General features: G+C 62.0%; 23 protein-coding genes. 9 read left to right on the top strand and 14 right to left on the bottom strand.

Annotated elements, in window-relative coordinates; all coding sequences use genetic code 11:
• Window positions 1-178: 178 nt before the first annotated feature.
• On the bottom strand, window positions 179-1,507 hold the full coding sequence (gene miaB, locus C4J89_RS23220; RefSeq protein WP_124415674.1) for a tRNA (N6-isopentenyl adenosine(37)-C2)-methylthiotransferase MiaB: 1,329 nt from the start codon (window positions 1,505-1,507) through the stop codon (window positions 179-181).
• Window positions 1,508-1,639: 132 nt separating this feature from the next.
• On the opposite strand from miaB, the gene C4J89_RS23215 reads away from it, so the two are divergent.
• Entirely contained in the window at window positions 1,640-1,966 is a 327-nt protein-coding gene (locus C4J89_RS23215) for a DUF1820 family protein (protein WP_003194436.1), read from the top strand.
• A 12-nt stretch (window positions 1,967-1,978) separates the two neighbouring features.
• Here the strand turns inward: C4J89_RS23215 and C4J89_RS23210 are convergent, their stop codons facing one another.
• The 4 genes from C4J89_RS23210 to C4J89_RS23195 form a co-directional block, all read right to left on the bottom strand.
• Complete coding sequence (locus C4J89_RS23210) at window positions 1,979-2,533, bottom strand: tetratricopeptide repeat protein (RefSeq protein WP_057724919.1); 555 nt, start codon at window positions 2,531-2,533, stop codon at window positions 1,979-1,981.
• Between the two features lie 225 nt (window positions 2,534-2,758).
• Window positions 2,759-4,042, bottom strand: a complete 1,284-nt coding sequence (gene hemL / locus C4J89_RS23205) for a glutamate-1-semialdehyde 2,1-aminomutase (RefSeq protein ID WP_124364539.1) — start codon at window positions 4,040-4,042, stop codon at window positions 2,759-2,761.
• An 11-nt stretch (window positions 4,043-4,053) separates the two neighbouring features.
• Window positions 4,054-4,683 carry a thiamine phosphate synthase gene (gene thiE, locus C4J89_RS23200; RefSeq protein ID WP_124415673.1) on the bottom strand — a complete coding sequence of 210 codons (630 nt, stop codon included), beginning with the start codon at window positions 4,681-4,683 and terminating at the stop codon, window positions 4,054-4,056.
• A gap of 49 nt (window positions 4,684-4,732) precedes the next feature.
• On the bottom strand, window positions 4,733-5,530 hold the full coding sequence (locus C4J89_RS23195; RefSeq protein ID WP_124415672.1) for a hydroxymethylpyrimidine/phosphomethylpyrimidine kinase: 798 nt from the start codon (window positions 5,528-5,530) through the stop codon (window positions 4,733-4,735).
• A 277-nt stretch (window positions 5,531-5,807) separates the two neighbouring features.
• Between C4J89_RS23195 and C4J89_RS23190 the strand changes: the two genes are divergently transcribed.
• The 4 genes from C4J89_RS23190 (at window position 5,808) to C4J89_RS23175 (ending at window position 12,293) form a co-directional block, all read left to right on the top strand.
• Window positions 5,808-8,207, top strand: a complete 2,400-nt coding sequence (locus C4J89_RS23190; protein WP_124415671.1) for a 7TM diverse intracellular signaling domain-containing protein — start codon at window positions 5,808-5,810, stop codon at window positions 8,205-8,207.
• 68 nt (window positions 8,208-8,275) lie between these two features.
• Complete coding sequence (locus C4J89_RS23185; RefSeq protein ID WP_124415670.1) at window positions 8,276-9,928, top strand: acyl-CoA dehydrogenase family protein; 1,653 nt, start codon at window positions 8,276-8,278, stop codon at window positions 9,926-9,928.
• Window positions 9,929-10,113: 185 nt separating this feature from the next.
• Entirely contained in the window at window positions 10,114-11,586 is a 1,473-nt protein-coding gene (gene amn / locus C4J89_RS23180; protein WP_164484569.1) for an AMP nucleosidase, read from the top strand.
• A gap of 71 nt (window positions 11,587-11,657) precedes the next feature.
• Entirely contained in the window at window positions 11,658-12,293 is a 636-nt protein-coding gene (locus tag C4J89_RS23175) for a pseudouridine synthase (RefSeq protein WP_124415669.1), read from the top strand.
• Here the strand turns inward: C4J89_RS23175 and C4J89_RS23170 are convergent.
• Window positions 12,288-12,497, bottom strand: coding sequence for a DUF2788 domain-containing protein (locus C4J89_RS23170; RefSeq protein ID WP_025999909.1), 210 nt, complete (start codon window positions 12,495-12,497; stop codon window positions 12,288-12,290). The genes C4J89_RS23175 and C4J89_RS23170 overlap by 6 nt on opposite strands.
• Window positions 12,498-12,693: 196 nt before the next feature.
• Entirely contained in the window at window positions 12,694-13,173 is a 480-nt protein-coding gene (locus C4J89_RS23165) for an Lrp/AsnC family transcriptional regulator (protein ID WP_003194418.1), read from the bottom strand.
• 418 nt (window positions 13,174-13,591) lie between these two features.
• Between C4J89_RS23165 and C4J89_RS23160 the strand changes: the two genes are divergently transcribed.
• A complete protein-coding gene (locus tag C4J89_RS23160) occupies window positions 13,592-14,608 on the top strand; it encodes a DUF6515 family protein (RefSeq protein WP_124415668.1) in 1,017 nt (338 codons plus the stop codon).
• Here the strand turns inward: C4J89_RS23160 and C4J89_RS23155 are convergent.
• Both C4J89_RS23155 and C4J89_RS23150 read right to left on the bottom strand, forming a co-directional pair.
• Window positions 14,605-15,498: a cation diffusion facilitator family transporter gene (locus C4J89_RS23155; protein ID WP_124364531.1), complete on the bottom strand. Its 894-nt coding sequence runs from the start codon at window positions 15,496-15,498 to the stop codon at window positions 14,605-14,607. The genes C4J89_RS23160 and C4J89_RS23155 overlap by 4 nt on opposite strands.
• 10 nt (window positions 15,499-15,508) lie before the next feature.
• Complete coding sequence (locus C4J89_RS23150) at window positions 15,509-15,928, bottom strand: polyribonucleotide nucleotidyltransferase (RefSeq protein WP_124415667.1); 420 nt, start codon at window positions 15,926-15,928, stop codon at window positions 15,509-15,511.
• Window positions 15,929-16,175: 247 nt separating this feature from the next.
• Between C4J89_RS23150 and hrpB the strand changes: the two genes are divergently transcribed.
• Complete coding sequence (hrpB, locus tag C4J89_RS23140) at window positions 16,176-18,686, top strand: ATP-dependent helicase HrpB (protein WP_124415666.1); 2,511 nt, start codon at window positions 16,176-16,178, stop codon at window positions 18,684-18,686.
• 83 nt (window positions 18,687-18,769) lie between these two features.
• Here hrpB and C4J89_RS27265 read toward each other — a convergent pair whose 3' ends face one another.
• The 3 genes from C4J89_RS27265 to C4J89_RS23130 form a co-directional block, all read right to left on the bottom strand.
• Window positions 18,770-19,057, bottom strand: coding sequence for a hypothetical protein (locus C4J89_RS27265; protein WP_256681759.1), 288 nt, complete (start codon window positions 19,055-19,057; stop codon window positions 18,770-18,772).
• Complete coding sequence (locus tag C4J89_RS27260; RefSeq protein WP_256658889.1) at window positions 19,057-19,338, bottom strand: hypothetical protein; 282 nt, start codon at window positions 19,336-19,338, stop codon at window positions 19,057-19,059. The genes C4J89_RS27265 and C4J89_RS27260 overlap by 1 nt, the downstream gene beginning before the upstream one ends.
• Before the next feature lie 167 nt (window positions 19,339-19,505).
• Window positions 19,506-20,408 carry a GntR family transcriptional regulator gene (locus C4J89_RS23130; protein ID WP_124371954.1) on the bottom strand — a complete coding sequence of 301 codons (903 nt, stop codon included), beginning with the start codon at window positions 20,406-20,408 and terminating at the stop codon, window positions 19,506-19,508.
• Between the two features lie 189 nt (window positions 20,409-20,597).
• On the opposite strand from C4J89_RS23130, the gene C4J89_RS23125 reads away from it, so the two are divergent.
• On the top strand, window positions 20,598-21,350 hold the full coding sequence (locus C4J89_RS23125) for a hydroxypyruvate isomerase family protein (protein ID WP_124415665.1): 753 nt from the start codon (window positions 20,598-20,600) through the stop codon (window positions 21,348-21,350).
• 18 nt (window positions 21,351-21,368) lie between these two features.
• On the opposite strand, the gene C4J89_RS23120 is transcribed toward C4J89_RS23125, so the two are convergent.
• Both C4J89_RS23120 and C4J89_RS23115 read right to left on the bottom strand, forming a co-directional pair.
• Window positions 21,369-22,457: an endonuclease/exonuclease/phosphatase family protein gene (locus C4J89_RS23120; RefSeq protein WP_124415664.1), complete on the bottom strand. Its 1,089-nt coding sequence runs from the start codon at window positions 22,455-22,457 to the stop codon at window positions 21,369-21,371.
• Window positions 22,458-22,498: 41 nt separating this feature from the next.
• Entirely contained in the window at window positions 22,499-23,158 is a 660-nt protein-coding gene (locus C4J89_RS23115) for a YciC family protein (protein ID WP_124364524.1), read from the bottom strand.
• A gap of 180 nt (window positions 23,159-23,338) precedes the next feature.
• Between C4J89_RS23115 and C4J89_RS23110 the strand changes: the two genes are divergently transcribed.
• Entirely contained in the window at window positions 23,339-24,067 is a 729-nt protein-coding gene (locus C4J89_RS23110; RefSeq protein WP_124415663.1) for a DUF2076 domain-containing protein, read from the top strand.
• Window positions 24,068-24,121: the final 54 nt, after the last annotated feature.

Genomic DNA, 24,121 nt, shown 5'->3' with positions numbered 1-24,121 from the left:
TGAGGTGAAAGAGAGAATAACGCCACGCGCCGGTGTGCGAAAGCACTTATCCGGCGTAATTCCAGTGTGGGAGGGGGCTTGCCCCCGATAGCGGTGTATCAGCCAGTATATGCGGTGGCTGACACTCCGCCATCGGGAGCAAGCCCCCTCCCACATTGGGTATGTGTTGATCGGGGAATTACTGGATCAACGAGCCGCGCAACGAGTGCGGTTGCGCCGCATCAATGTGCACATCGGCAAACTGGCCGATCAGGGTCGGGTTGTCGCAGCGGAAGTTGACGATGCGATTGTTCTCGGTGCGGCCCTGCAATTCGCCGGGGTCTTTCTTCGAGTAATCGGTTACCAGGATGCGCTGGATCGAACCGACCATTTGTCGGCTGATCTCGAAACCCTGCTGATTCAGCCGATGTTGCAGCGCATTCAAGCGCTCCTTTTTCAACGCTTCCGGGGTTTCGTCCAGCAGGTCGGCCGCTGGGGTGCCGGGGCGTTGGCTGTAGACGAACGAGTAGGAGAAGTCGAAACCCACGTCCTCGATCAGCTTCATGGTCTGCTGGAAGTCCTTCTCGGTCTCGCCAGGGAAGCCGACGATAAAGTCCGAACTGATGCAGATGCCCGGCACGGCGGCGCGCAGTTTGCGCAGCTTGGACTTGTACTCCAGGACCGTGTGGTTGCGCTTCATTGCCGACAGGATGCGGTCTGAGCCCGATTGCACCGGCAAATGCAGGTGTTTGACCAGCTCCGGCACGTCGGCGTGGGCCTGGATCAGGCTGTCGGAGAACTCCAGCGGGTGCGAGGTGGTGTAGCGGATGCGCTCGATGCCATCGACGGCGGCGACTACGCGAATCAGCTCCGCCAGGTCAGCCAGGCGCCCATCGTGGGTCTGGCCGCGGTAGCCGTTGACGTTCTGCCCCAGCAGAGTCACTTCACGCACGCCGTTTTCGGCCAGGTGGATGATTTCCGCCAGCACGTCGTCAAACGGCCGGCTGACTTCTTCGCCACGGGTGTAGGGCACTACACAGAAGGTGCAGTACTTGCTGCAGCCTTCCATCACCGATACATAGGCGCTTGGCCCGTCGATGCGCGGCTCGGGCAGATGGTCGAATTTTTCGATTTCGGGGAACGACACGTCCACTTGCGGCAGCTTGGTGGCGCGTGCGGCATCGATCATTTCCGGCAGGCGGTGCAGGGTCTGCGGGCCGAAGACCACGTCGACATAGGGCGCGCGGTCACGAATGGCCGCGCCTTCCTGACTGGCCACGCAACCGCCAACGGCGATCACCATGTCCGGGTTGGCCAGTTTTAATTCGCGCCAGCGGCCCAGCTGCGAGTAGACGCGGTCTTGGGCCCGTTCGCGGATCGAGCAGGTATTGAGCAGGATCACGTCAGCATCTTCGGCGCGAGCCGTGACTTCCAGGGCCTGATGTTCACCCAGCAGATCGACCATGCGCGAGCTGTCGTACTCGTTCATCTGGCAACCGTGGGTTTCGATGTAAAGCTTCTTGGCCATGGGAATCGTCAACTGGTGGTAAAGAACCGCGCATTATAGGCGGCATGTCCATTGGTTCCTAGCACTGTGCATCGGGTGCCATGCTATAGTTCGCGCCCTCATTTATATCCGCCGATGTGCTACCCGCCCCCCATGACCAAACGTGAAGCTCCAATCTACAAGGTGATTTTCCTTAACCAGGGCCAGGTGTTCGAAATGTACGCCAAGCAGATCTATCAAAGTGATCTGTGGGGCTTCCTGGAAGTGGAAGAGTTCGTCTTTGGCGAGCGCACGCAGCTGGTCGTCGATCCAGGCGAGGAAAAGCTCAAGGCCCAGTTCGAAGGCGTGGTGCGCAGTTTTGTGCCGATGCATTCGATTGTGCGCATCGACGAAGTCGAGCGCCTGGGCACGCCGAAGATCAGCGAGGCGCGGGGCACCAGCAATGTGATGCCGTTTCCGATGCCAATGCCTGAGAAGTAAGGCAACGCTGAATCAGGGAAGGGGTGAAAAGGGCGAACGCCCATCGGCGCTCTGCAATTCCTGCAGGTAGTTGCGGAAAATCTGCCCCAGCACCTGGGTCGCTACTTCCAGTTCATCACGCTGCATGTGCTCGGCCACTTCGTCGGCGGTGTCCAGCGCGTCTTCAGCACCGTTGACCGCCGCCATTTTCAGCACGATGTAGGCCTGGACGTTATTGGCCGGTACACCTTCGCCACGGAAAAACATGTTGCCCAGCTGGAATTGCGCCTGGGCGTGGCCCTGCAGCGAAGCCTTCTCGAAATAGCTCAACGCTTTGTTGAGGTCGACGGCCGGGTTCTTGCTGTCGTGGTAGTACTCGCCCAACTCGTATTGCGCTTGCGCATCCCCTTCATCAGCCTGTTTCTGGCACGCGCTCAGGGCTTCGGCCTGGGTGTCGGGCTGGGTATTGAGGGTGCAACGACCCATCGCTGGGATTAACAACGAGTTGCCGCCTGCTTGTGCATGCGCCAGCAGCGGCTGAAGGAGCAACAGGCAGCCCAGAACCAGGGTGCGGCCGGTGCGTTTCATGGGAATCGACTTACCTCTGACGGGGCGCGCGGACCCTCGCGGGGTCCAATAAGCGCGCATTATGAAATAAGCAGGCCTCTGCTTACAAAGTCTTTACTCGTTTTTCTGCTGCTTGGGCAAGTTATCTGCCGGATTGCAGGGCAATTCTCGAAAAAAGCGAGAAATGGCTGTAAGCAAAGTAGCAAATCTGACGTTGGCACGGGCAACGTCAGAGGATGCCGTCACTTATTTCAGGGCCGCAAAGGCGCGCTCGGCAGCGTCCAGGGTCAGCTTCAGCTCGGCGTCGCCGTGGGCGATCGAGGTGAAGCCGGCTTCAAACGCACTGGGCGCCAGGTACACACCGCCTTCGAGCATCAGGTGGAAGAAGCGCTTGAACAAGTCCGCGTCGCTGCCCATCACGTCATCGAAGGTGACGATGTCGTCGGCGCCGCTGAAGTACAGGCCAAACATGCCGCCGGCCTGGGTGGTGACAAACGGGATGCCGGCAGCGTCGGCCCGCACTTGCAGGCCGTCCAGCAGGCGGGTGGTGTAGTCGGTCAGCTCGGCGTGGAAGCCTGGGCGGCTGATCAGGCGAAGGGTGGTCAGGCCGGCGGCCATCGCCAGCGGATTACCGGACAGCGTGCCGGCCTGGTAGACCGGGCCCAGTGGGGCGATGTGCTGCATGATCTCGCGCTTGCCGCCGAAGCAGCCCACTGGCATGCCGCCACCGATGATCTTGCCGAAGGTACTCAGGTCTGGCGTTACGCCGTAATGCGCCTGGGCGCCACCGAGGGCGACACGGAAGCCGGTCATCACTTCGTCAAAAATCAGCACCACGCCGTGTTTGTCGCACTGCTCGCGCAGGCCTTCGAGGAAGCCTGGGGCCGGTGGTACGCAGTTCATGTTGCCGGCGACCGGCTCGACGATGATGCACGCCACGTCCTGGCCGACTTCACCGAGCATCTGCTCGACCGCGGCGATGTCGTTGAACGGTAGGGTCAGGGTGTGTTTGGCGAACGCCGCCGGTACGCCGGCCGAACTCGGTACGCCCTGGGTCAGCGCGCCGGAACCGGCTTTTACCAGCAGGCTGTCGGAATGGCCGTGGTAGCAACCTTCGAATTTGATGATGCTGTCGCGACCGGTGAAACCACGGGCCAGACGGATTGCGCTCATGGTGGCCTCGGTGCCGGAGCTGACCATGCGCACCATTTCCATCGACGGCACGATCGAGCAGACCAGGTCGGCCATCTCGGTTTCCATCGCGGTTGGGGCACCGTAGGACAAACCATGCTGCAACTGCTGGCGTACGGCGTCCAGCACGTCCGGGTGGCTGTGACCGAGGATCATCGGGCCCCAAGAGCCGACGTAGTCGACGTAGCGCTTGTCATCTTCGTCGGTGACATAGGCGCCTTCGGCATGCTTGAAGAACAACGGCGTGCCGCCCACGCTCTTGAACGCACGCACGGGGGAGTTCACACCGCCGGGGATGTGTTTCTGGGCATTGGCAAACAGGGTTTCGGAACGGGACATGATCGGGCTCTCTACACTGAAGATTTAAGAATATCGTTGAACGCACGGGCGCGGCGCGTGACTTCCTGGGTGCTGTCGGCGCCGAACAGGCCGTGCACCACGGCGAGCAAGTCGGCGCCGTGGGCCACCAGCGGCTCGGCGTTTTCCAGGGTGACGCCGCCGATCACGCAGATCGGCAGGTGCAGGCGTTGGCGCGCCTCGGCCAGCATTTCAAGGCTGGCGGCCGGTGCGCCGGGCTTGGTGGTGGAATTGAAGAAGCGGCCAAAGGCGACATAACTGGCGCCCTCCCGGGCGGCCTGTTCGGCCAGCTCGATCTGGCTGTGGCACGTTGCGCCGATGATCGCCTTGGAGCCGAGCAGCGCTCGCGCCGGGGTCAGCGGGCCATCGGTCTGGCCCAGGTGCACACCCACGCCCAGGCGCGCGGCCAGTTCGGCGTCATCGTTGATGATCAGGTGGGTCTTGTAGCGCGAGCACAGTTCCCGCAGTTTCTCGGCTTCACGCAGGCGGCGCGCTTCGTCGCTGCTTTTGTCGCGGTACTGCAGCAATGTCACGCCGCCGTCCAACGCCGCTTCGACGTAGGCGAGGAATTTGCCGGCCAACAGTTGGCTGTCGGTAATGGCGTAAAGGCCACGTAGTTTCATCGGGCAAGCCCCTTGCTGTGACGAGCGGTAAGTGATGATGAAAGGTGAACTACGAGCAGAAATCCAGTGGTAAACGACGCGGTACGAACTGGCCCTGGCCGAGTCGGTCGGCATCGCGCAGGGTGCGCCAGGTGTAGTTGAGCGCCGACTGTACGGCGCTGGCCAGGCCTTCGCCCTGGGCGAGCCGCCCCGTCAGCGCACTGGCCAGCGTGCACCCCGAGCCGTGATAACTGCCGGGTAAACGCTGGCACGTGTAGGTATGGCGGCTGCCATCGCGGCTGTACAGGCGATTGTGCACTTCGTGCTCGTCGCCGTGGCCGCCGGTGATCAGCAGATGCTTGATGTAGGGCAACAGCTTCTCGGCGCATTCGTCGGCGCTGCCGTCAGGCAATTCGGCCAGGATGCGGGCTTCGGGCAGGTTGGGCGTGGCGATCAGCGCCAGGGGCAGCAGCCGCTCGCGCATCGCATAACCGACTTCATCCTTGCCCAGGCTGCCACCGCCACCGGCGCGCAGTACCGGGTCGCACACCACCGGCAGGTGCGGGTGCGCCTGCAGTAATTCGACCACGGTGTCGACCATCGCAGTGGAACCGAGCATGCCCAGCTTGACCGCGGCGACTTCGGAATCGCTGAGCACCGCGTTGGCCTGGGCCAGCACCCACTCGCGGTCGAGCACGCGAAAGTCACTGACATTGACGGTGTTTTGCACGGTCAGCGCGGTGACGGCCGCAGCGGCGTGGCAGCCCTGGGCAAGCAGGGCTTCGATATCGGCCTGCAAGCCGGCGCCACCACTGGGATCATGGCCGGAGAGGCAGAGAACAACGGGGCGAGAGCTGTAGATATTCATGGTGCGCGAGCTTACCACCAAACGCTTTTTGCGTGGCCGTCCGGCGATGAGGGAATGTTGCCCTGGGGTGACGCTTTCGGGGTGGCTGAACATCCTCTGCAAATACGCTTAAAGCCTCGTCCCAGGGCCATCTGAAAAATAGTTACCATGGTGTCCAATGGCCTTTACCGCCTATGCTAAAGTGGATCCAAACAACTTACTGTATTGCCGGTGTACGTCTTCTCAAAAGGAACGGGGGAGCTTTTTGCCATAACCGGACAGGCCACGCTGGGGCTCTATGCGCTATTTGCTGATTTTATTATTGTGCGGGCTGCCGCTGCTGGCCGGCGCCGCCGAGTTCAATCAGAGCACCCGAAGCCTGCCACTGGGCCGGGTCATGCAAGTGCTCGAAGACCCGACCGGCACCCTCACCATCGCCGACGTCAGTTCCCCTGCCTACGCCGCTCAATTCAAACCCCATGACACACCCACCCTCAATGCCGGTTATTCGCACTCGGTGTTCTGGTTAAAGGTCAACCTGCATTACACCGCCGTTGACCCCCGCTCCCCGCGGACATGGTTTGTGGAGCTGGCTTACCCGCCACTCAATCGCCTCGAGCTTTACCAGAACGACGGCACCGGCAGCTATCGGCTCACCACTCGCACCGGCAGCGCGTTACCGTTTTCCAGCCGTGAAGTGCGCCAGGCCAACTACCTGTTCAAGCTCAATTTCCTGCCCGGCCAGCAGCAGACGATCTACCTGCGCCTGCAGAGCCAAGGCTCGATCCAGGCGCCGTTGACCCTCTGGGCAGGCACGGCCTATATGGAAGAACAGCCGCTGCGCCTGTATGTGCTGGGCGCTATCTACGGCGTGTTGCTGGGTATGCTGGTCTACAACCTGTTCATTTATTTGAGCGTGCGCGACACCAGCTACCTGTATTACATCCTCTACATTGCCTCGTTCGGCCTGTACCAGTTGTCGGTCAATGGCGTGGCCGTGGAGTACTTCTGGCCGAACAACCCGTGGTGGGCGAACGCGGCGGTGCCGTTTCTGATCGGCTCGGCGGCCTTGTTCGGTAGCCTGTTCGCGCGCAGCTTCCTGCACACCGCGCAACACAGCCGCTGGCTCGACCGTATCTTGCTGGCGCTGGCGGCCTGTGGCGGGTTGGTTATGGCGCTGGCGCTGTTGACCAGTTACGCGGTGGCCCTGCGCCTGGCCACCGGCCTGGCCCTGGTGTTTACCGTGACCATCTTCATTGCTGCAATCAAGGCCTGGTATTGCGGCCAGCGCATGGCGCGCTATTTCATCATTGCCTGGTCGGCGTTTTTACTCGGCGGGGTAGTCAACACGCTGATGGTGCTGGGCTACTTGCCCAACGTATTCCTCACGATGTATGCCAGCCAGATCGGCTCGGCCATCGAAGTTGCGCTGCTGTCCCTGGCCCTGGCCGACCGCATCAACGGCATGCGCGAGCAGCAGGCGCAGATCCTGTTCGACGCCAGCCAAAAACTCGAAGTGCTCAACCAGCAATTGGCCCGCAGCAATCGGCTCAAGGATGAATTCCTTGCTACTTTGACCCATGAATTACGCACGCCGATGAACGGCGTGATCGGCTCCCTTGAACTGATGCAAACCGTGTCCCTGGACGATGACCTGGCGCAGTACCAGCAAACCGCCGCCGGTTCGGCGCGGGACATGATGCGCATGGTCAACGGCATTCTCACCCTGACCGAGTTGCAGGCCGGCCGCCTGGCTGCCCGCCCGCAGGTGTTCGGTCTGCGCGGCGTGCTGGAAACCGTGCGGCAACAGTTCGCGGCCAGCGCCCAGGCCAAGGGCCTGGCGTTTTCCATTGACGTCGCCGATGCCGTGCCGGACCGCGTGATCGGCGACGCCGACAAACTGATCCAGTGCCTGGATTGCCTGCTGGACAACGCATTCAAATTCACCCACGACGGCGCGGTGCGCTTACGCGTGGTGGGCGTCCCCCAGGCGGATGGCGGATTGCGCCTGAGCTTTATCGTGACCGATACCGGTATCGGCTTCGCCTTTCTCGACGAGGCCACGCTGTACCAGCGCTTCTTCCAGCTCGATGGCTCGATGACCCGCGAATACGGCGGCCTGGGCATTGGCCTGGCAATTTGCCGGCAGTTGATCGAGCTGATGGGCGGTCGCCTCACCCATCATTCGGAGCCGCGCAAGGGCAGTCGCTTCCAGCTGGAAATGGACGTCAAGCCGGTGCCGCCCGAGCCCAAGCCCGCCGCACAGTTGCGGCCTGCACAACGCGCGCCGCAGGATTGCACGGTATTGTTGGTGGATGACAACAGCGTGGCGCAATTGGCGGTGCGCGGCATGCTGCTCAAGCTGGGTTATCGGGTCAAGGCCGTGGATGGCGGCCCGGCGGCATTGGCGGCGTTGCAGGAGCACAGGTTCGACGCGGTGGTGCTGGATGTGCCTGAGGGCGGCTTCTCATTGTGCTGTCAGATTCGTGCCTTGCCGGGCGGCGGTGAGTTACCGGTGATCGGCCTGAGCAGCGCGCTCAATGTCGCGGACCGTGAGCGCTGCCATGGCATCGGCATGAACGATCACTTGGCCAAGCCAGTACGTTTCGAGGCTTTGCAGGCGACGCTGGAGCGGCTCGTGCTGTGTCCACCAGAGGGCGAAAGCGCCGAACATTCGGCGCGTATGCCACTTTTTTAAGGCCTGGGTCGGTGCTTAACTGAAATCAAGGCCTCAATGTCACGTGGCCTTTTTCCAAGAGGCCCGTCATGAACCTGCACCGGTTTGCCGAAACCCACGACGTCACCAACCAGCCACCGTCTTTGGACGGTACCAACCTGTACCGCATCGACCTGCCCCTGCAAGAGTGGGCGCGTCGCTTTGGCGCCGGCTGGGCCGAGTCGCGCATCGATGCCTATGGTGCCCTGGCCGGCGGGCCGTTGATGGAGGCCGGCTTCCTGGCCAACCAGCACAAGCCGGTGTTCAGCAGCCATGACCGGTATGGTCATCGAATTGACTTGGTGGAGTTTCACCCCGCCTACCACGAACTGATGCGCACCGCCGTCGAGCACGGCCTGCCGTCGCTGCCGTGGGCCCATCCGCAATCCGGCGCCCACGTGGCGCGCGCGGCGATGACTTACCTGCATAGCCAGGCCGAAGCGGGCACCGGTTGCCCGCTGACCATGACGTTCGCCTGCGTCCCGGCCCTGCGCTTGCAACCGGAGCTGGCGGAACTCTGGCTGCCGAAGATCCTCAGTACCCAATACGACCCGCGCAACGTCGGCATCGCCCACAAGGCCGGTGCCACAATCGGCATGGCCATGACCGAAAAACAGGGCGGCACTGACGTGCGCGCCAACACCACCCGCGCCTACGCGGTGGGCGCGGGTGGGCCGGGGCAGGCCTACGAATTGGTCGGCCACAAATGGTTCTGCTCCGCGCCCATGTGCGACGCCTTCCTCACCCTGGCTCAGACTGACAAGGGCCTGACCTGTTTCCTGCTGCCCCGGCATCGCCCGGATGACACGCGCAACGAGTTCTACATCCAGCGGTTGAAGAACAAACTCGGCAACTGCTCCAACGCTTCCAGCGAAGTGGAGTTCCGTGGCGCCCTGGCCTGGATGATCGGTGAAGAGGGGCGCGGCGTGCCGACCATCATTGAGATGGTCGCCATGACCCGCTTCGATTGCATGGTCGGTTCCAGCGCGCTGATGCGCCAGGCCTTGACCCAGGCAAGCCACCACTGCGCCCACCGTTCGGTCGGCGGCCGCGTATTGAGCGAACAACCGTTGATGCAGAACGTGCTCGCCGACCTGGCTCTGGAAAGCGAAGCGGCCTTGGCCTTGAGCCTGCGCATGGGGCGGGCGCTGGATCATCTGGGGAATGAACAGGAAGCCAAATTCGCCCGGCTGGTGACGGCGGTGGGCAAGTATTGGATCTGCAAACGCGCACCGGCCATGATCAATGAAGCCGCCGAATGCATGGGCGGCGCCGGGTATGTCGAGGACAGCATCCTGCCGCGTCTGTACCGTGAGGCGCCGGTGAATTCGACGTGGGAAGGTTCCGGCAACGTGCAATGCCTGGATGTGCTGCGGGCATTGTCCAAGGAACCGGGTGTGCTGGAGGCGTTGTTTGTCGAACTGGGCGATGGGCATGGCGACCCCCGGCTGGCGCGGCATATCGAGGGGTTGAAGTCAGCGTTCATGGACACCCAGGATATCCAATACCGCGCACGTCAACTTACCGAGGATATTGCCCTGGCGCTGCAGGCCAAGCTGTTGCTGGAGGCCGGGAATGCGGCGGTCAGCGATGGGTTTGTGGCCAGTCGGTTGGGTGAGTCATCGGGGCGGGTCTACGGTGCCTTGCCGCGCGGGGTGGATGTGCAGGCCCTTGTCGCCCGTTCAACCCCGCTATCTCCTTGAATAAACGCGGTCAAGTGTGGGAGGGGGCTTGCTCCCGATAGCGGTATGTCAGCCAAGAATCCAGTGACTGTCACACCGCTATCGGGAGCAAGCCCCCTCCCACATTTTAAAGGGCATTCCAACTCTGGTGTTTCAGTGAGGCAGGGATACAGGCAAGATAAAGGCCTGCAAGTCCAGAACACAGGATGCTTACCGTGACCGAAGCTTTTGTTGTCGTTCAAACCGCTGAAGAGGCCGTGGATCGGCTGGCGGCCCTGCATGAGCGTGCGACTGGCGCGCTCAATCAAGCCCTCAAGCAGTACCTCAAGGACCGCGTCGAACCCGACGCCGCACAACGTGCGCTGTTTCGCTATCCGGAACTGCGCCTGACTTACCACTGCCACGGCGAAGTCCCACAGACCACCCGGGCGTATGCCAAGGTGCAGTTGCCAGGTACCTACAGCGTAACCGTCACCCATCCGGCGGCCTTCCGTAAGTACCTGCTGGAGCAACTGGTGCCGCTGATGCACGACTTCACCGTGACGGTGGAAGTGGGCGTCAGCCAGCAGAACATTCCGTACCCGTACGTGGTGGAGCAGGGCGACGAGCTGGCCGGTTCCGGCGTGACCGCCGCGACCCTGGCCCGCGTGTTTCCCAGCACCGACTTGTCGGCCGCTACCGATGGCATCGCCGACGGCCTCTATGACTGGGAAAACACCGACCCGCTGCCCCTGGCCCTGTTCGACGCGGCCCGTGTGGACTTTTCCCTGCGCCGCCTGGTGCACTACACCGGCAGCGACTGGCGCCATGTGCAGCCGTGGATTCTGCTGACCAACTACCATCGCTACGTTGACCAGTTCATCGTGCATGGCCTGGAGCAACTGCGCAGCGACCCGCGTTTTATCCGCATGGTGCTGCCGGGCAACGTGGTGATCGACAAGAGCATGGACCACGGCGAAGCGTCGGCGATTGCCGCAGGCGTGGTCTGGCACCGCTATCAGATGCCGGCCTATCACTTGCAGGCCACTGACGGCCACGGCGTGACCCTGGTGAATATCGGCGTGGGCCCGTCCAACGCCAAGAACATCACCGACCACCTGGCGGTGCTGCGCCCGCATTGCTGGCTGATGATCGGGCACTGCGGCGGCCTGCGCCAATCCCAGACCATCGGCGACTACGTACTGGCCCACGCCTATATGCGTCGCGACGGGATTCTCGACCGCGTGGTACCGCCGAACATTCCGATCCCGGCCCTGGCCGAGGTGCAGCTGGCGCTTCAGCAAGCGGCGGCGAACGTCACCGGCGAAAAAGGCGAAGAGCTGAAAAAACGCCTGCGCACCGGCACCGTGTTGACCTACGACGACCGCAACTGGGAGCTGCGCTGGGCCCAGGAGCGGCCGCTGATCAACCTGTCCCGCGCCGTGGCGGTGGACATGGAAAGCGGCACCATCGCCGCCCAGGGTTACCGGCTGCGCGTGCCGTACGGCACGTTGTTGTGTGTGTCGGACAAACCGCTGCACAGTGAGATCAAGTTGCCGGGTTCGGCCAACGCGTTCTATGAGCGGGCCGTCAGCCAGCACTTGAAGATCGGTATCGAAGCGGTCGACCTGCTGCGTACCGAACTCAACGCGCTGCACTCGCGCAAACTGCGCAGCTTCGACGAGCCGCCGTTCCGCTAAGCGGTGGGGATGGTCATTTAGCGGTCAGGCCACTAGCATTGTCGGTCCTGACCGTTAGATGCTCCTTCGCCATGTCCCGTCCTACCCGTCCCGATTCGCGCCGCCCTGGTGTGAAACCCCCGCATGCGGGCCCGCGCCGTGTCGCCAAGGCACCGCCGGCCGAGCCGAAGCTGATCCTGTTCAACAAGCCGTTCGATGTGCTGACCCAGTTCAGTGACGAAGGCGGGCGCGCGACCCTCAAGGACTACATCGACATTCCCGGTATCTACCCGGCAGGCCGCCTGGACCGTGACAGCGAAGGCCTGTTGCTGCTGACCAACGATGGCCAGCTACAAGCGCGCATTGCCGACCCCAGGCACAAGCTGGCGAAAACCTACTGGGTGCAGGTCGAAGGCGAACCCACCGAAGCACAGCTGCAATGTCTGCGCGACGGCGTAGAGCTTAACGATGGCATGACCCTGCCCGCTGAGGCCCGCCGGTTGGAGGAGCCTGATTTATGGCCACGCAACCCGCCCGTGCGCTTTCGCAAAAGCGTGCCCACCCATTGGCTGGAGCTGGTGATTCGTGAAGGGCGTAACCGCCAGGTACGGCGCATGACCGCTGCGGTGGGCTTGCCGACGTTGCGCCTGGTGCGCGTGCGCATTGGCGACTGGTCTATCGAAGGCCTCGATCAGGGCCAGTGGAAGGCAGTACCGCCGCGTTTATAACGCGCCGGACTCGATCAGGCCGATCACCACGCTCTTGATGATGAACGCGGCCACGCCCAGGCCCAGCACGAAAAACAGAATGAACGAGCCAAACCGCCCGGCCTTGGATTTTTTCGCCAGGTCCCAGACGATAAAGCCCATGAAGATAATCAGGATCGTGACCAGGCCGGTCATCATCCATTCTTCGAACAGGGCGGGGTCGATGTTGTTCATGGGGCTTCCTACTAAGGCAGGCGGGAAGTATACGGCAGCGTCACAGGCACAACATTGACCTGGATCGAAGTGCAATCCAAATGTGGGAGGGGGCTTGCCCCCGATAGCTGAGTGTCAGTCGGTACATTATCAACTGATCCACCGCCATCGGGGGCAAGCCCCCTCCCACATTTGAACTTCAGTGTTCTCAGGTGCGCAGGTGTGTCAGGGGCAGTTCGGTGCTATTCAAGACTTGGTTGAGCACAAAGCTCGAGCGCACACTGGTCACGCCTTCAATCCGGGTCAGATGCCCCAGCAGCAGTTTCTGATAGTGATCCATATCCGGCACCACCACTTTCAATTGATAGTCGGCGTCCATCCCGGTCACCAGGCTGCATTCCAGCACCTGGGGCAAGGTGCGGATGGCCGCTTCGAAATTTTCGAAACGTTCCGGGGTATGCCGGTCCATGCCGATCAACACGTAGGCGGTCAGGCTCAGGCCGAGCATCTTGCGGTCGAGCAACGCGACCTGACGGGCGATGTAGCCGTCGTCTTCCAATTGCTTGACCCGGCGCGAGCAGGGCGAAGGCGACAGGCCGATGCGCTCGGCCAACTCCTGGTTGGAGATCCGTGCGTCACGCTGCAATTCCGCCAAAATACTCAGGTCGTATCGGTCAAGCTTGCTCATTGGGTTGGCCTTTGTCGTAACTATTGCGGTGAATTATCCATGAAGGGTTAAAAATTGCGCAAGCACTGTTTATTGACGCAATCTTCGCAATCATCCGTCGGGCCCGGGCCTGTATCTTTATCAACAGAATCACCGCCTGGACAACAGTCCATTCACAGCGGGCCCAATCAGGCCCGCTGCGGCCGCCACCCGAGCAGGGTTGAGCCGGCCTCCAGGCTGCACACTGTCCACAAGACGGCGTGAGGTGAGCCAACGTCAAAAGCGTTGAGCCAGGACGAAATTCTCAAGGGGTGGCCGACGGGTCACCCCTTTTCTTTTGCGTTCAAGAAAATAGTTCTTGTGACTGATAACCTGTCTCAGAACCGGGCGAGGCTTTTCCAGTCTCATGATCGAGCCCTAACCCGCAGTGAGGAAAAGCATGAAGCGCATCTGGCGTATGGCAGGTGTTGGTTTGCTGGTGGTCAGCGTCGGCGCCCAGGCGGTGGCCGACGAACGCGATAACTCTCCGGGCCAGGGGCAGCGCCCACAGGGCGGCGGCGGTCAGCATGAGCGCGGGCCGGAAGGGGGCGGGCGCCCGGAGAATAACCCGCCACGCCCGCAGAATCCGCACATTGATCGCGGCGGCCAGAATGGCGGCGGTCAATGGCAGGGGCGCCCGCAGGCGAATGAACAGGGGCGGCCGCAACCGCAGCCACAGCCGTCGAACAACCTGCCGATCCAGGGGCGGCCCGATACCGTGCGCCAGACCCAGGAACCGCGCCAGGGCTACTACCGTGATATCCCACGGCGGAACGACGACAACCGGCATTGGGAAGCGGGCGGTCCAGGTTCGCGGCCTGGTGACCATGGCCGTCCCGGCGACAACCGCTGGCCGGGGCGTCCCGATGGGCACGGCAACGGTTGGGGGGCGGGCCCGCAATATCGTCCAGGCTATATCGTCGACCGGTTCCCCGATCGCAATTACCGCGTGCCCTACCGTGGCCAAGACTATTTCTATTCCGGCGGCTACTGGTATCGCCCGCAAGGCCCGCGCTATGTGGTGGTGAGGCCACCGTATGGCATCCGGGTGCAGTATTTGCCGGACTACGCGCGTGAAGTTTGGGTGGGCGGTTCGCTATTGTTCCTGGCGGCTGGCGCCTACTACTCCTACGAACAGAACACCCAGCAATACGTGGTGGTGGAACCGCCGGCGCAGGTGCCGGCGCCTCAGCCTGCGCCGCAAGGCAATGGCTATAACGTAGTGGCCTACCCGGCCAACGGGCAATCCCCGGCTCAGGTGCAGCAGGACGGTTACGATTGTTATCGCTGGGCCGCGCAGCAAAGCGGCTTTGACCCGCAGACCGCCACCTACGCCCCCGACCCGGCGGTGGTGCAAACCTACCGCCAGGCCCAGGGCAACTGCCTGAGCAGTCGCGGCTATCAGGTCCAGTATTAAGCGCTGGCGCCGGTGACCACTTCCTGCGGGTCGGCGTGCACCAGCACCTCGGCCTTCGGGTAGGCCTGATGAATGGCATCGGCGGCTTGGTCGCTGATGCCGTGGGCCACCGACAGCGTCAATTCACCTGGCAACTCCAGGTGCAACTGCACGAACCAGTGGTTGCCGGAAACCCGCGTGCGCAAGTCATGGGCGCCCAGCACGCCCGGTACGCTGCGGGCCAGGTCGAGCATATGCTGGCTGATATCCGCCGGTAGTTCTTCGTCCATCAATACGGCAAAGCTTTCCCGGGCGATCTGGATGGCGCTCCACAATATGTAGGCGGCGATACCCAGGCCGAACCAGGCGTCCACCTGATGGAAGCCAAAACCGGCGAGCACCAGCGCCACCAGGATGCTGCCGTTGAGCATCAGGTCGGAGCGGTAATGCAGCGAATCGGCGCGCACCGCGTTGGAGCCGGTTTCGCGGATCACCCGGTGTTGCAGCATCAACAACGCCACGGTCAGCGCCAGTGAAAACACGATTACGCCGATGCTCAGCCAGGGCGCGCCTACAGGCTCCGGGTGTTGCAAGCGTTGGTAGGCCTGGAAGGCGATCAACGCTGCGCTGCCGCCGATAAACAGCGCCTGGGCCATGCCCGACAGCGACTCCGCCTTGCCGTGACCGTAACGGTGATCGTCATCGGCGGGGCGCAGGGCATAGTGCACCGCCAGCAGATTGAGCAGCGAGGTCACGCCGTCGAGCAGCGAGTCGGTCAACCCGGCGAGCATGGCCACCGAGCCACTGAACCACCAGGCGATGGCCTTGGTGATGATCAACGCACTGGCCACGCCCACCGAGGCGCGGGTGGCCAGGCGCAGGAGCCTGGCGTGTTCGGGACTGCTGGTCATGGCGCTGTCCTTATGCCGCAGGCTGCAGGCCCAGGGACGCCAGTTGTTGCACGCTGCCCTTGAATTGGATCAGGCGTGGGTCATCCAGCGGCAGGGTGCGCCCGGTTTCCTTCTGGATGATGCCTTGCAGCTTGGCGTTGTCGATCGTGCCGTCGGCGCCGATGGCTTCTTGCAGTTTTTCCGGCGCGACCTGGGCGGTCTTGCCCGGTTCGAAGTAGATCGCCCCCGTGGCGAAGTCGACGCCGAACGCGATCAGGCCGGGGATCACATAAAACAGCAAGCCGACCGCATCGAGCACGGCAATCGCCGGGTCGATCTTGCCGTCGATCTGGCCACGGCGATCCGGGTAGAAAATCGAACCGCAGGCGGTGAGTTGGCTCAGCAGGGTGACGGCCAAGACGCCGCCAATGACACGGGAAGCGATACGCATGAAAAAGTCTCCTGAACACAATTGATAAATGACTATATCGCACTGCCTGATCGTTCCCACGCTCTGCGTGGGAATGCATGCCGTGACGCTTTGCGTCAACTTGCGCAGGTATTGGAACGCGGAGCGTTCCGGGCGGTATTCCCACGCAGAGCGTGGGAACGATCTCAGTATGGGAACGATGTTATTCAGACCCGCGCAAGCATCCGGCAGTTCGCCGTTATACTCGCCGCTCTGCTTTGGAGCCAGTATGAATTCGTTGCCGATTGATGACGTTTTACCCGCCCTGCGTGACGCCTTGGCGATTCGCCATGAAGCCGTGCTGGAAGCGCCCCCCGGCGCCGGTAAAACCACCCGCGTGCCCCTGGCCTTGTTGAACGAGCCGTGGCTTGCCGGGCAAACCATCCTGATGCTCGAACCCCGGCGCCTCGCCGCGCGGGCCGCTGCCGAGCGCCTGGCCAGCGAGTTGGGCGAGAAGGTCGGTGAAACGGTCGGCTATCGCATTCGCCTCGACAGCAAGGTCGGCCCCACTACCCGCATAGAAGTGGTCACCGAAGGCATCCTCACCCGGCGCCTGCAGGACGACCCGGCGCTGGACGGCGTGGGCCTGCTGATCTTTGACGAATTCCACGAGCGCAGCCTCGACGCCGACCTGGCGCTGGCACTGAGCCTCAACGGCCGCGAGCTGTTTCGCGACGACCAACCGCTGAAAATCCTGCTGATGTCCGCCACCCTTGAAGGCGAGCGCCTGGCCGAGCTGCTGGATAATGCGCCGATCCTGCGCAGCGAAGGGCGCATGTTCCCGGTGCAGATGCGCTGGGGGCGGCCGTATCAGGCGGGGGAATTTATCGAGCCGCGGGTGGTGCAGACAATCCTCGAAGCCCTGCATGACGAGACCGGCAGCGTGCTGGTGTTTCTGCCGGGGCAGGCGGAGATTCGCCGGGTGCATCAACAACTGGCCGACGCCTTGGGGGATCACCCCAGCGTTTTGCTGTGCCCGCTGCACGGCGAGCTCGACCTCAATGCCCAACGCGCCGCCATCGACCCCGCGCCCGCCGGTCAACGCAAAGTGGTACTGGCCACCAACATCGCCGAGACCAGCCTGACCATCAACGGCGTGCGCGTGGTCATCGACGCCGGGCTGGCGCGGGTGCCGCGCTTCGACCCCGGCAGCGGCATGACGCGCCTCGACACCCAGCGCATCTCCCGCGCCAGCGCCACCCAGCGTGCCGGCCGGGCAGGGCGGTTGGAACCGGGGGTGTGTTATCGCCTGTGGTCCGAGGACCAGCATGAAGGGCTGGCCGCCTATGGCAGCGCGGAAATTCTCGCCGCCGACCTCGCCGGCCTGGCCTTGCAACTGGCGCGCTGGGGCGTCACGCCCGCGCAGTTGGTGTGGCTGGATCGGCCACCGACCGCCGCCTACGCCCAGGCCCAGGATTTACTCGTGCGCCTCGGCGCCTTGAATGACGACACACTCACCGCCCATGGCCAGAAGATGGCCGAATTGCCGGCCCACCCGCGTATTGCCCACTTGCTGCTGCGCGGACAGGACCTGGGCCTCGCCGCGATGGCTTGCGATGTCGCGGCGTTGTTGGGTGAGCGCGATATCCTGCGCGGCGCCGGTGCCGACTTGCACAGCCGCCTGGCGCTGTTGTCCGGCGAAGAGCGCGCCCGTGGTACCCAGGGTGGTGTGCAACGGGCCAAGCAGTTGGCCCGCCAATATCGCGGCTATTTAAGAGGCAAGGCCACCCAACCGGTGGCCGATCCCGATCATCCGCGTTGGCTTGGCGCCTTGCTGGCGTTGGCTTACCCGGACCGCGTCGCCCAACAGCGTCGCCCCGGTGGCGCCGAATACCGTTTGGCCAATGGGCGCGCCGCACTGTTTGCCGAAGCTGACAGTTTGATGAAACACGCCTGGCTGGTGATCGACGACCTGGGCAGTCGCCAGGGCCAGCGTGAAGAGCGCATCTACCTGGCGGCGGCCTTCGACCCGGCGCTGTTCGACACGGTGCTGGCCGAGCAAGTGCGCAACGTCGACCAGCTCGACTGGGACGAGCGCGAAGGCGTGTTGCGCGCCGAACGCCAGCGCAAGGTCGGTGAGCTGGTCCTCAGTCGTGAAGCGCTCACCGGCCTCGACGAGGCCACACGCAGCCAGGCCCTGGTTGATCTGGTCCGGCGCAAGGGCCTGGAGCTGTTGCCCTGGACACCGGAGCTGCGCCAATGGCAGGCACGCGTCCTGCTGCTGCGCCAGCTCGATGCCGGCAAAACCAGCGAATGGCCCGACGTCAGCGACAGCGCTTTGCTCGCGGGCCTGGAACACTGGCTGATGCCCTACCTGGGAAAAGTCTCGCGCTTGAGCCATTTCGCCAACCTGGATATTTCCAGCTACCTGCACAACCTGCTGCCCTGGCCACTGCCCCAGCGCCTCGACGAACTGGCGCCGCAGCATGTGAAAGTGCCGTCTGGCTCATCAGTACGCCTGGACTACAGCGAACACCCGCCGATCCTGGCGGTGCGCCTGCAGGAGCTGTTCGGGCTGGCGGATACGCCACGGATTGCCGGCGGGCGCCAGGTGGTGAAGTTGCACCTGTTGTCGCCCGCGCGGCGGCCGGTGCAAGTGACGCAGGACCTGGCGAACTTCTGGCGCAGTACTTATGCCGAGGTAAAGAAGGATTTGAAAGGGCGATACCCCAAACATTATTGGCCGGATGATCCGCTGGTGGCCGAAGCGACGGCGCGGATCAAACCTAGAAAGCCTTGAGTGTAAGTAACTCCCCAGTCTTTTTGATGACTGGGGTGTTTACCTGAAAGCGTGGAATCACAGCATGGGGTGTCTTGAAGGACTTAAAGCTCTTCAGACGCGCTATCAAATTCCTTGCGCGCGTTTAGCAGCGACTTGCTCGATAGGGCGTGGATGCCGCAGGTGTACTCGATAAAAGAATGTTCGGCGGTTTCAGACTGGGCAATATTGTAGTTCTCAAAGGGCTGCATGGCCCTGCGCACTGGGGACTGATCCAGGATATTTTTGAATGTGGTGCTTGCGTCATCAGCGATCCACAGCCTTCTTGTTTTTCTCTGCTGGTTGCCATCGATGAATTTATGCCGGGCATGCAGGACCCGCAGGTTATCCATTACCAGAATGTCCCATCGGTATGCGGGAAAAAATCGCTCGACAGTTCGCCGTGATAATCATCCTTGAAACGTTGCCAGTCCTTGTTGATTGGCTCTCCACCGCCCACCACACCATGTTTATCGGACTTGGTATGAAACTGAATCAGCCCGAACTTGCCGGCGGTCTCCCTAAAGGCTTCCAGAGAGTGGTCTTGAGGCTTGATGACGTAATATCCATGCTCTTTCAGAAACGTACCATCCCTGTGCGATTCGATACGGATCCGTGTCCGAGCGGCGCGCATGATTGCCTATTGTTGTAATGAAATACAATATAAGGTGAAAAAATTAACTGTTTGGTGATTTTTTTGTATTTTGTTTTGAGAGGAAGCAATTGTGTTAGGCTGCTTGGCCCGTTATTGGACGGGGTGATGGCGAAGCAACGGCACTGATGGGCAGTCAGTGAAGTGCTCTAGATTTGGCTATCTTCTGGCATGACGCGCTGATCAGTCTTGAGTCGGCCGACTTGATCCAGGTGGCGCCAGAGAAACTGTGCGGCTTCTTCACGCCGATCAGACTCGATGAGGTCGAGCAAATGGATGTGTTCCTGGCATTGCGCCTTCAGACGTGTGCGATCGATGTTGGCCTTGTAGCCCATAAAGCGCCTGAGCTGATTCTGGTGGCGTATGGCGTCGATGAAAAACACATTGCCGGAACATTGCACGATCATTTCGTGAAACTGGGCGCCCACCTGGAACAATTGCGCGCGAGACAACGTCTGGATCTCACCGTCGATCAGGGCTTGTTGCTGTTGCCTGGCCTGGGCAAACGCGGCGTGATTGATCTGGTAACCGGGCTCAAGCAGCGCCGCCGGTTCGATGGCCATTCGGAAACGGTAGCTTTGAATGTGCGCCTGCGTGTTATGCACGAAGTCCTTGAGGCCCCACCCTTGGCCCGGCTTACGCTCCACCATGGCTTCGCTGGCCAGCCTGTTCAGCACCTTGAGCAACTGCCCCCGGGGCACCTCGTAACGCCGCAACAACTGCGCTTCGAAAAAGTGCGCAGGTATTTCCCCGCTCAGGATGTCGTCGACCACACGCAGGTAAAAGTCCTCGAAAGGATCGCTGGCGCAAGGGACTGCGGCTTCCTGAATCTGCCCGGCACCTTGTTTGAGGAAGTAGCCACGATTAGGCTCCTGAATGGCAAGGTCCCATTCGGCGAGCAAGGCAAACACCCGCCGGATAGGCGAGCGCGATACCCCGAGCGCTTGCGCAAATGTCTGCTCGCGCAAGGGCTCACCGGCTTTCATCGAACGGGCGCGAACCATGTCGATGACGCGTGGGGCCAACTGCAGGGCGAGGTCTTTCTTGATCACAGGTTTTATTCCGAATGGTTAGCTTCAGTCCGTTCCCGTCGGGGCAGATGCCCCCACCGCACTGGAGTGGGAAAATACCATACGAAGAGCATGAGTATTTGCACTGACCACTTTCGATAGCTTGGCGCTGGAGCCGCGAAGGAGGCTCCAGGCTGATGATTTGTTTATTCCCAGGATGGATATTTACCCATGCTCAAATTCAATGCTCACCTCGGTTTTCAATTTAACGAATTGCCTTTTCTGCAACGCATCGAAGCCGCTGCCGCTGCCGGCTTCAGGGCGGTGGAGTTCCCATCGCCCTATGAATTCGACGCGAGCCTGCTCGCCGACCACCTGGCCCAATACAACCTGCCGTTGATTCAGTTCGCAGCACCGGCTGGTGTTACCAAAGGCATCGCTGCCTTGCAGGGCAAGGAGCAGGAATTTCGCGATGGGCTGCGCGAGGCGGCCCGCTATGCGAAGGCGCTGAACTGCCCGGATGTGCACATCATGTCTGGCGTGACCACGGCCCAGGATGAGAGCGCGCCTGCCTATGCAAGGAACTTGGAATACGCGGTCAAGTACCTCGAAGATCAGGGTTTGCGAACGCTGATTGAAGTGATCAGCCCGCAGGCGATGCCAGGCTATTACATGTCCGACTTCAGCAAGGCCCAACAGGTGCTGGAAACCTTTACGAGTGTCGGACTGATTCTGGATCTTTACCATGCTCAGCTGTTGACCGGCGACGCAGCCGGGGTGCTGGCGCAGTTTTACGACAGGACCGTCCATGTACAAATCGCCGACAACCCGGGGCGTCATGAGCCGGGCACCGGGAACATGGACTTTGCCGCCTTGTTCGCGGCGCTGGAGCAGCGTGGCTACCCAGGGTGGATCGGCTGTGAATACCGCCCATCCGGCACCACTGTTGCCAGCCTTGAGTGGCTTAAGCCGCTGCATGTCTAGGTGTTGAAAAGCTGGGGGTTATTGCGCGGCAGGCAGCAGGAACCGGCCAATCACCGGCAAATGGTTGGAAATACGCAACGTGTCTCCCTGCCTTACCTTGGCCGCCACCCGCTTGATCCGCGCGCTGTAGAACAGGTAATCCAGCGTACGGTCCGGCCCTTCGAGGCTTGGATCGTTGGGGAAGTGCGTCAGCCATTTCTCTCGGTCGATCCCGCTGGATTCACTGTTGCTCGGGATCATCGGGTATTTGTCCCACAGCAGATGCAGCTCACTGTCCGGCGAATATCGGCCGCGTTTTTGCGCATCCAGGCGCAGGAACTGGCCCAGCGGCAGCGCATTGAAATCCCCGCCAATCACCCAGGGCGTGCCACGACCTTCCAGTTTATCCAACAACTTCACGGTGGCCTGCACTTGCTCCCGCACGGCGCTGCGTCCAGGCATGCCGCCGTCCAGGCGCGTATTGAGCACCGCCAGTTGGCCGCCGTCGCTCAGCGGCAGGTAAGTCAACAACAGGGCAGGCTTGGGCTGGAATTGGCGGCTGATGAAATTGGCCTGCGGGGTCGGCAATTGCAGGCGCTCGGCGTGTTCGATCTGGTAGCGGCTCAGGGTCGCCAATTTGCGGCCGACGCTGCCGAAGATACGCAAGTTGGGCACAAAGTCAGCTTTCCAGTCGAAGGCCTGGGCGCTGCAGGGGTAAAGGTCGACCAGGCGCTCCTGCAACAGGGCCAGCTGGTCCTGATAATGGGAGGGCTTTGCGCCTTCGTCGAGTTCCTGCAACAGCAGGATGTCGGGCTGTTCGTCGCGGATCACCCGCGCCACTTCGTCAAGGCTGAAGGCCATGTCTTCAACCGTGGGGCGCTCGTCCGGGCCGCTGCCGTCGGCGGTGTCGTACCAGAACACGTAGTTCTTGCCGGCCAGGTATTGCACATTCCAGGTCATCACTTTGAGTGCCTGCCCCGGCAGCAGGGTCGGCGCACGCGGCGCGACGCAGCTGACGGGCAGGGTTTCCTTGGCGACGGGGCGCCAGGTCAGGCTGTAGACCAGGGCCGTCAGCAAGCCCGCAATCAACAGCAGGCTCAACAGGGTGATGCGCAATAAACGGGTCATCGGCTCGGCTTATGTGCGTTTCAGGATGGGCACGGAGCATATCACCGCACGTCGGCGTCGCCACCGATCAACATGAATAAACGGAACAGCACCACACTGGTGAACAGCTGCAGGAAACTGTGGGCGCTGTCCATCAACAGCCCCAGCAATGGCGCGGGTTCGGGATAGGCCGCCACGCTCGCGCCCTTGAGCAGCCACAGCGGGGTCATCACGCACAAGAGGCACACCAGGATTCGCCAGAAGTGCCCACGGGTCAGGCGCAGGCTTTCCTTCATCGCTTCAAGCGCCGACATGCCGCGCAAAACCAGCAGGTACTCGGCAAACGCCAGCACCACCATCAGCCACAGGCCCGGCAGGAAATACAGCGACAGCCCGAGCAGAATCAGCAGCGTGCTCATGGCGGTCAGCAGGGCGAAGCGCGGCCACATCGCCAATGCCATGGCCCACACGTCCTTGGTGCGTGGCGACTCGCCACGGGTGCGCGCGTCGAGAAACAGGATCAGCGCGCCGGTGTACAGCGGGTACACCAGCAGTCCCACCACCACGCTGTAACCGCTGAAGGCATCCGGGCCCAGCGTGTGGTCGAGTACTTGTTGCAGCAGGGCTTCGAGGATTACCAGCGGCAGGCACAGCTGGACGATGGCGCCCAGGTTGCGTTGGGTGAAGCGGAAGGAGTCGCGCAGTACGTCTAGCGGATTCATCAGAGTCATCACAGGCCGAAAAAGCAGAGGTACACTTTAACCGATAGCGGGCCTGGGCAAGCAAACGTAAACCTTGCGTAAAGACCATTGAAACAATTGGTAACAGCCCCATAACTAGGGCGTACCTTGCCTGACGCCAGGCGGGACCCTGATTTTTACCGGCAATCTAACGAGGTCGCCATGAACAGCGAAGAACAAACCCTGATCGACGGACTGTTTTCACGGTTGCAGCAAGCCGAAACGGACTCAGCCCCCCGCGACGCCCAGGCCGAAGCGCGGATCAAGGAACACATGACTCGTCAACCGGCCGCCGGCTACTACATGACCCAGTCGCTGCTGGTGCAGGAACACGCGCTGCAGAGCCTCGATGCGCAAAACAAGCAGCAGGCCCAGCAGATCCAGCAATTGCAGGAAGAGCTGCAGCGCGCCAAGTCCGCGCCAGCGGCCCCGGCGAGTGGTGGCGGGTTTCTCTCGAGCATCTTTGGCGGCGGGTCGCGGGATGCGCAGCCTGCGCCGAGCAACGCGGGCGGCGGTTGGCGTGAACCGGCGCGGCCAGGCTTCAACCAGCCGGCACCGCAACAGAATTATCAACAGCCGCAATCACCGGCCGCCGCCGCGCCTGCGGGCAGCGGGTTCCTCGGTGGCGCGATGAAAACCGCCGCCGGCGTGGCCGGTGGTGTGTTGCTCGCCGAAGGCATCAGCAGCCTGTTCCACCACAACCAGCAGCCGCAGGTGGTGGAAGAGATCATCGAGCAACCGGCGCCTGCCAGTGACCAGGGTGGTTGGGGCAACGATGATCAGAAATTCGCAGGCAATGACAGCTGGGGCAGCAACAACGCGGACAGCTTCGCCGACAGCGATTATTCCGACGATTCCTCCGCTTTTGGCGATGACGATTCCTTCGTCTGACACGCCCGGCCGGGGCGCTACGGCGCTCCGGTCTGATTTTTTCCCGGAAAGCTT

The organism is Pseudomonas sp. R4-35-07 (genome assembly GCF_003852235.1).
GTDB lineage: Bacteria > Pseudomonadota > Gammaproteobacteria > Pseudomonadales > Pseudomonadaceae > Aquipseudomonas.
Note: the sequence above shows the minus strand (reverse complement) of the source record. Positions and strands in the feature narration are given on the sequence as shown.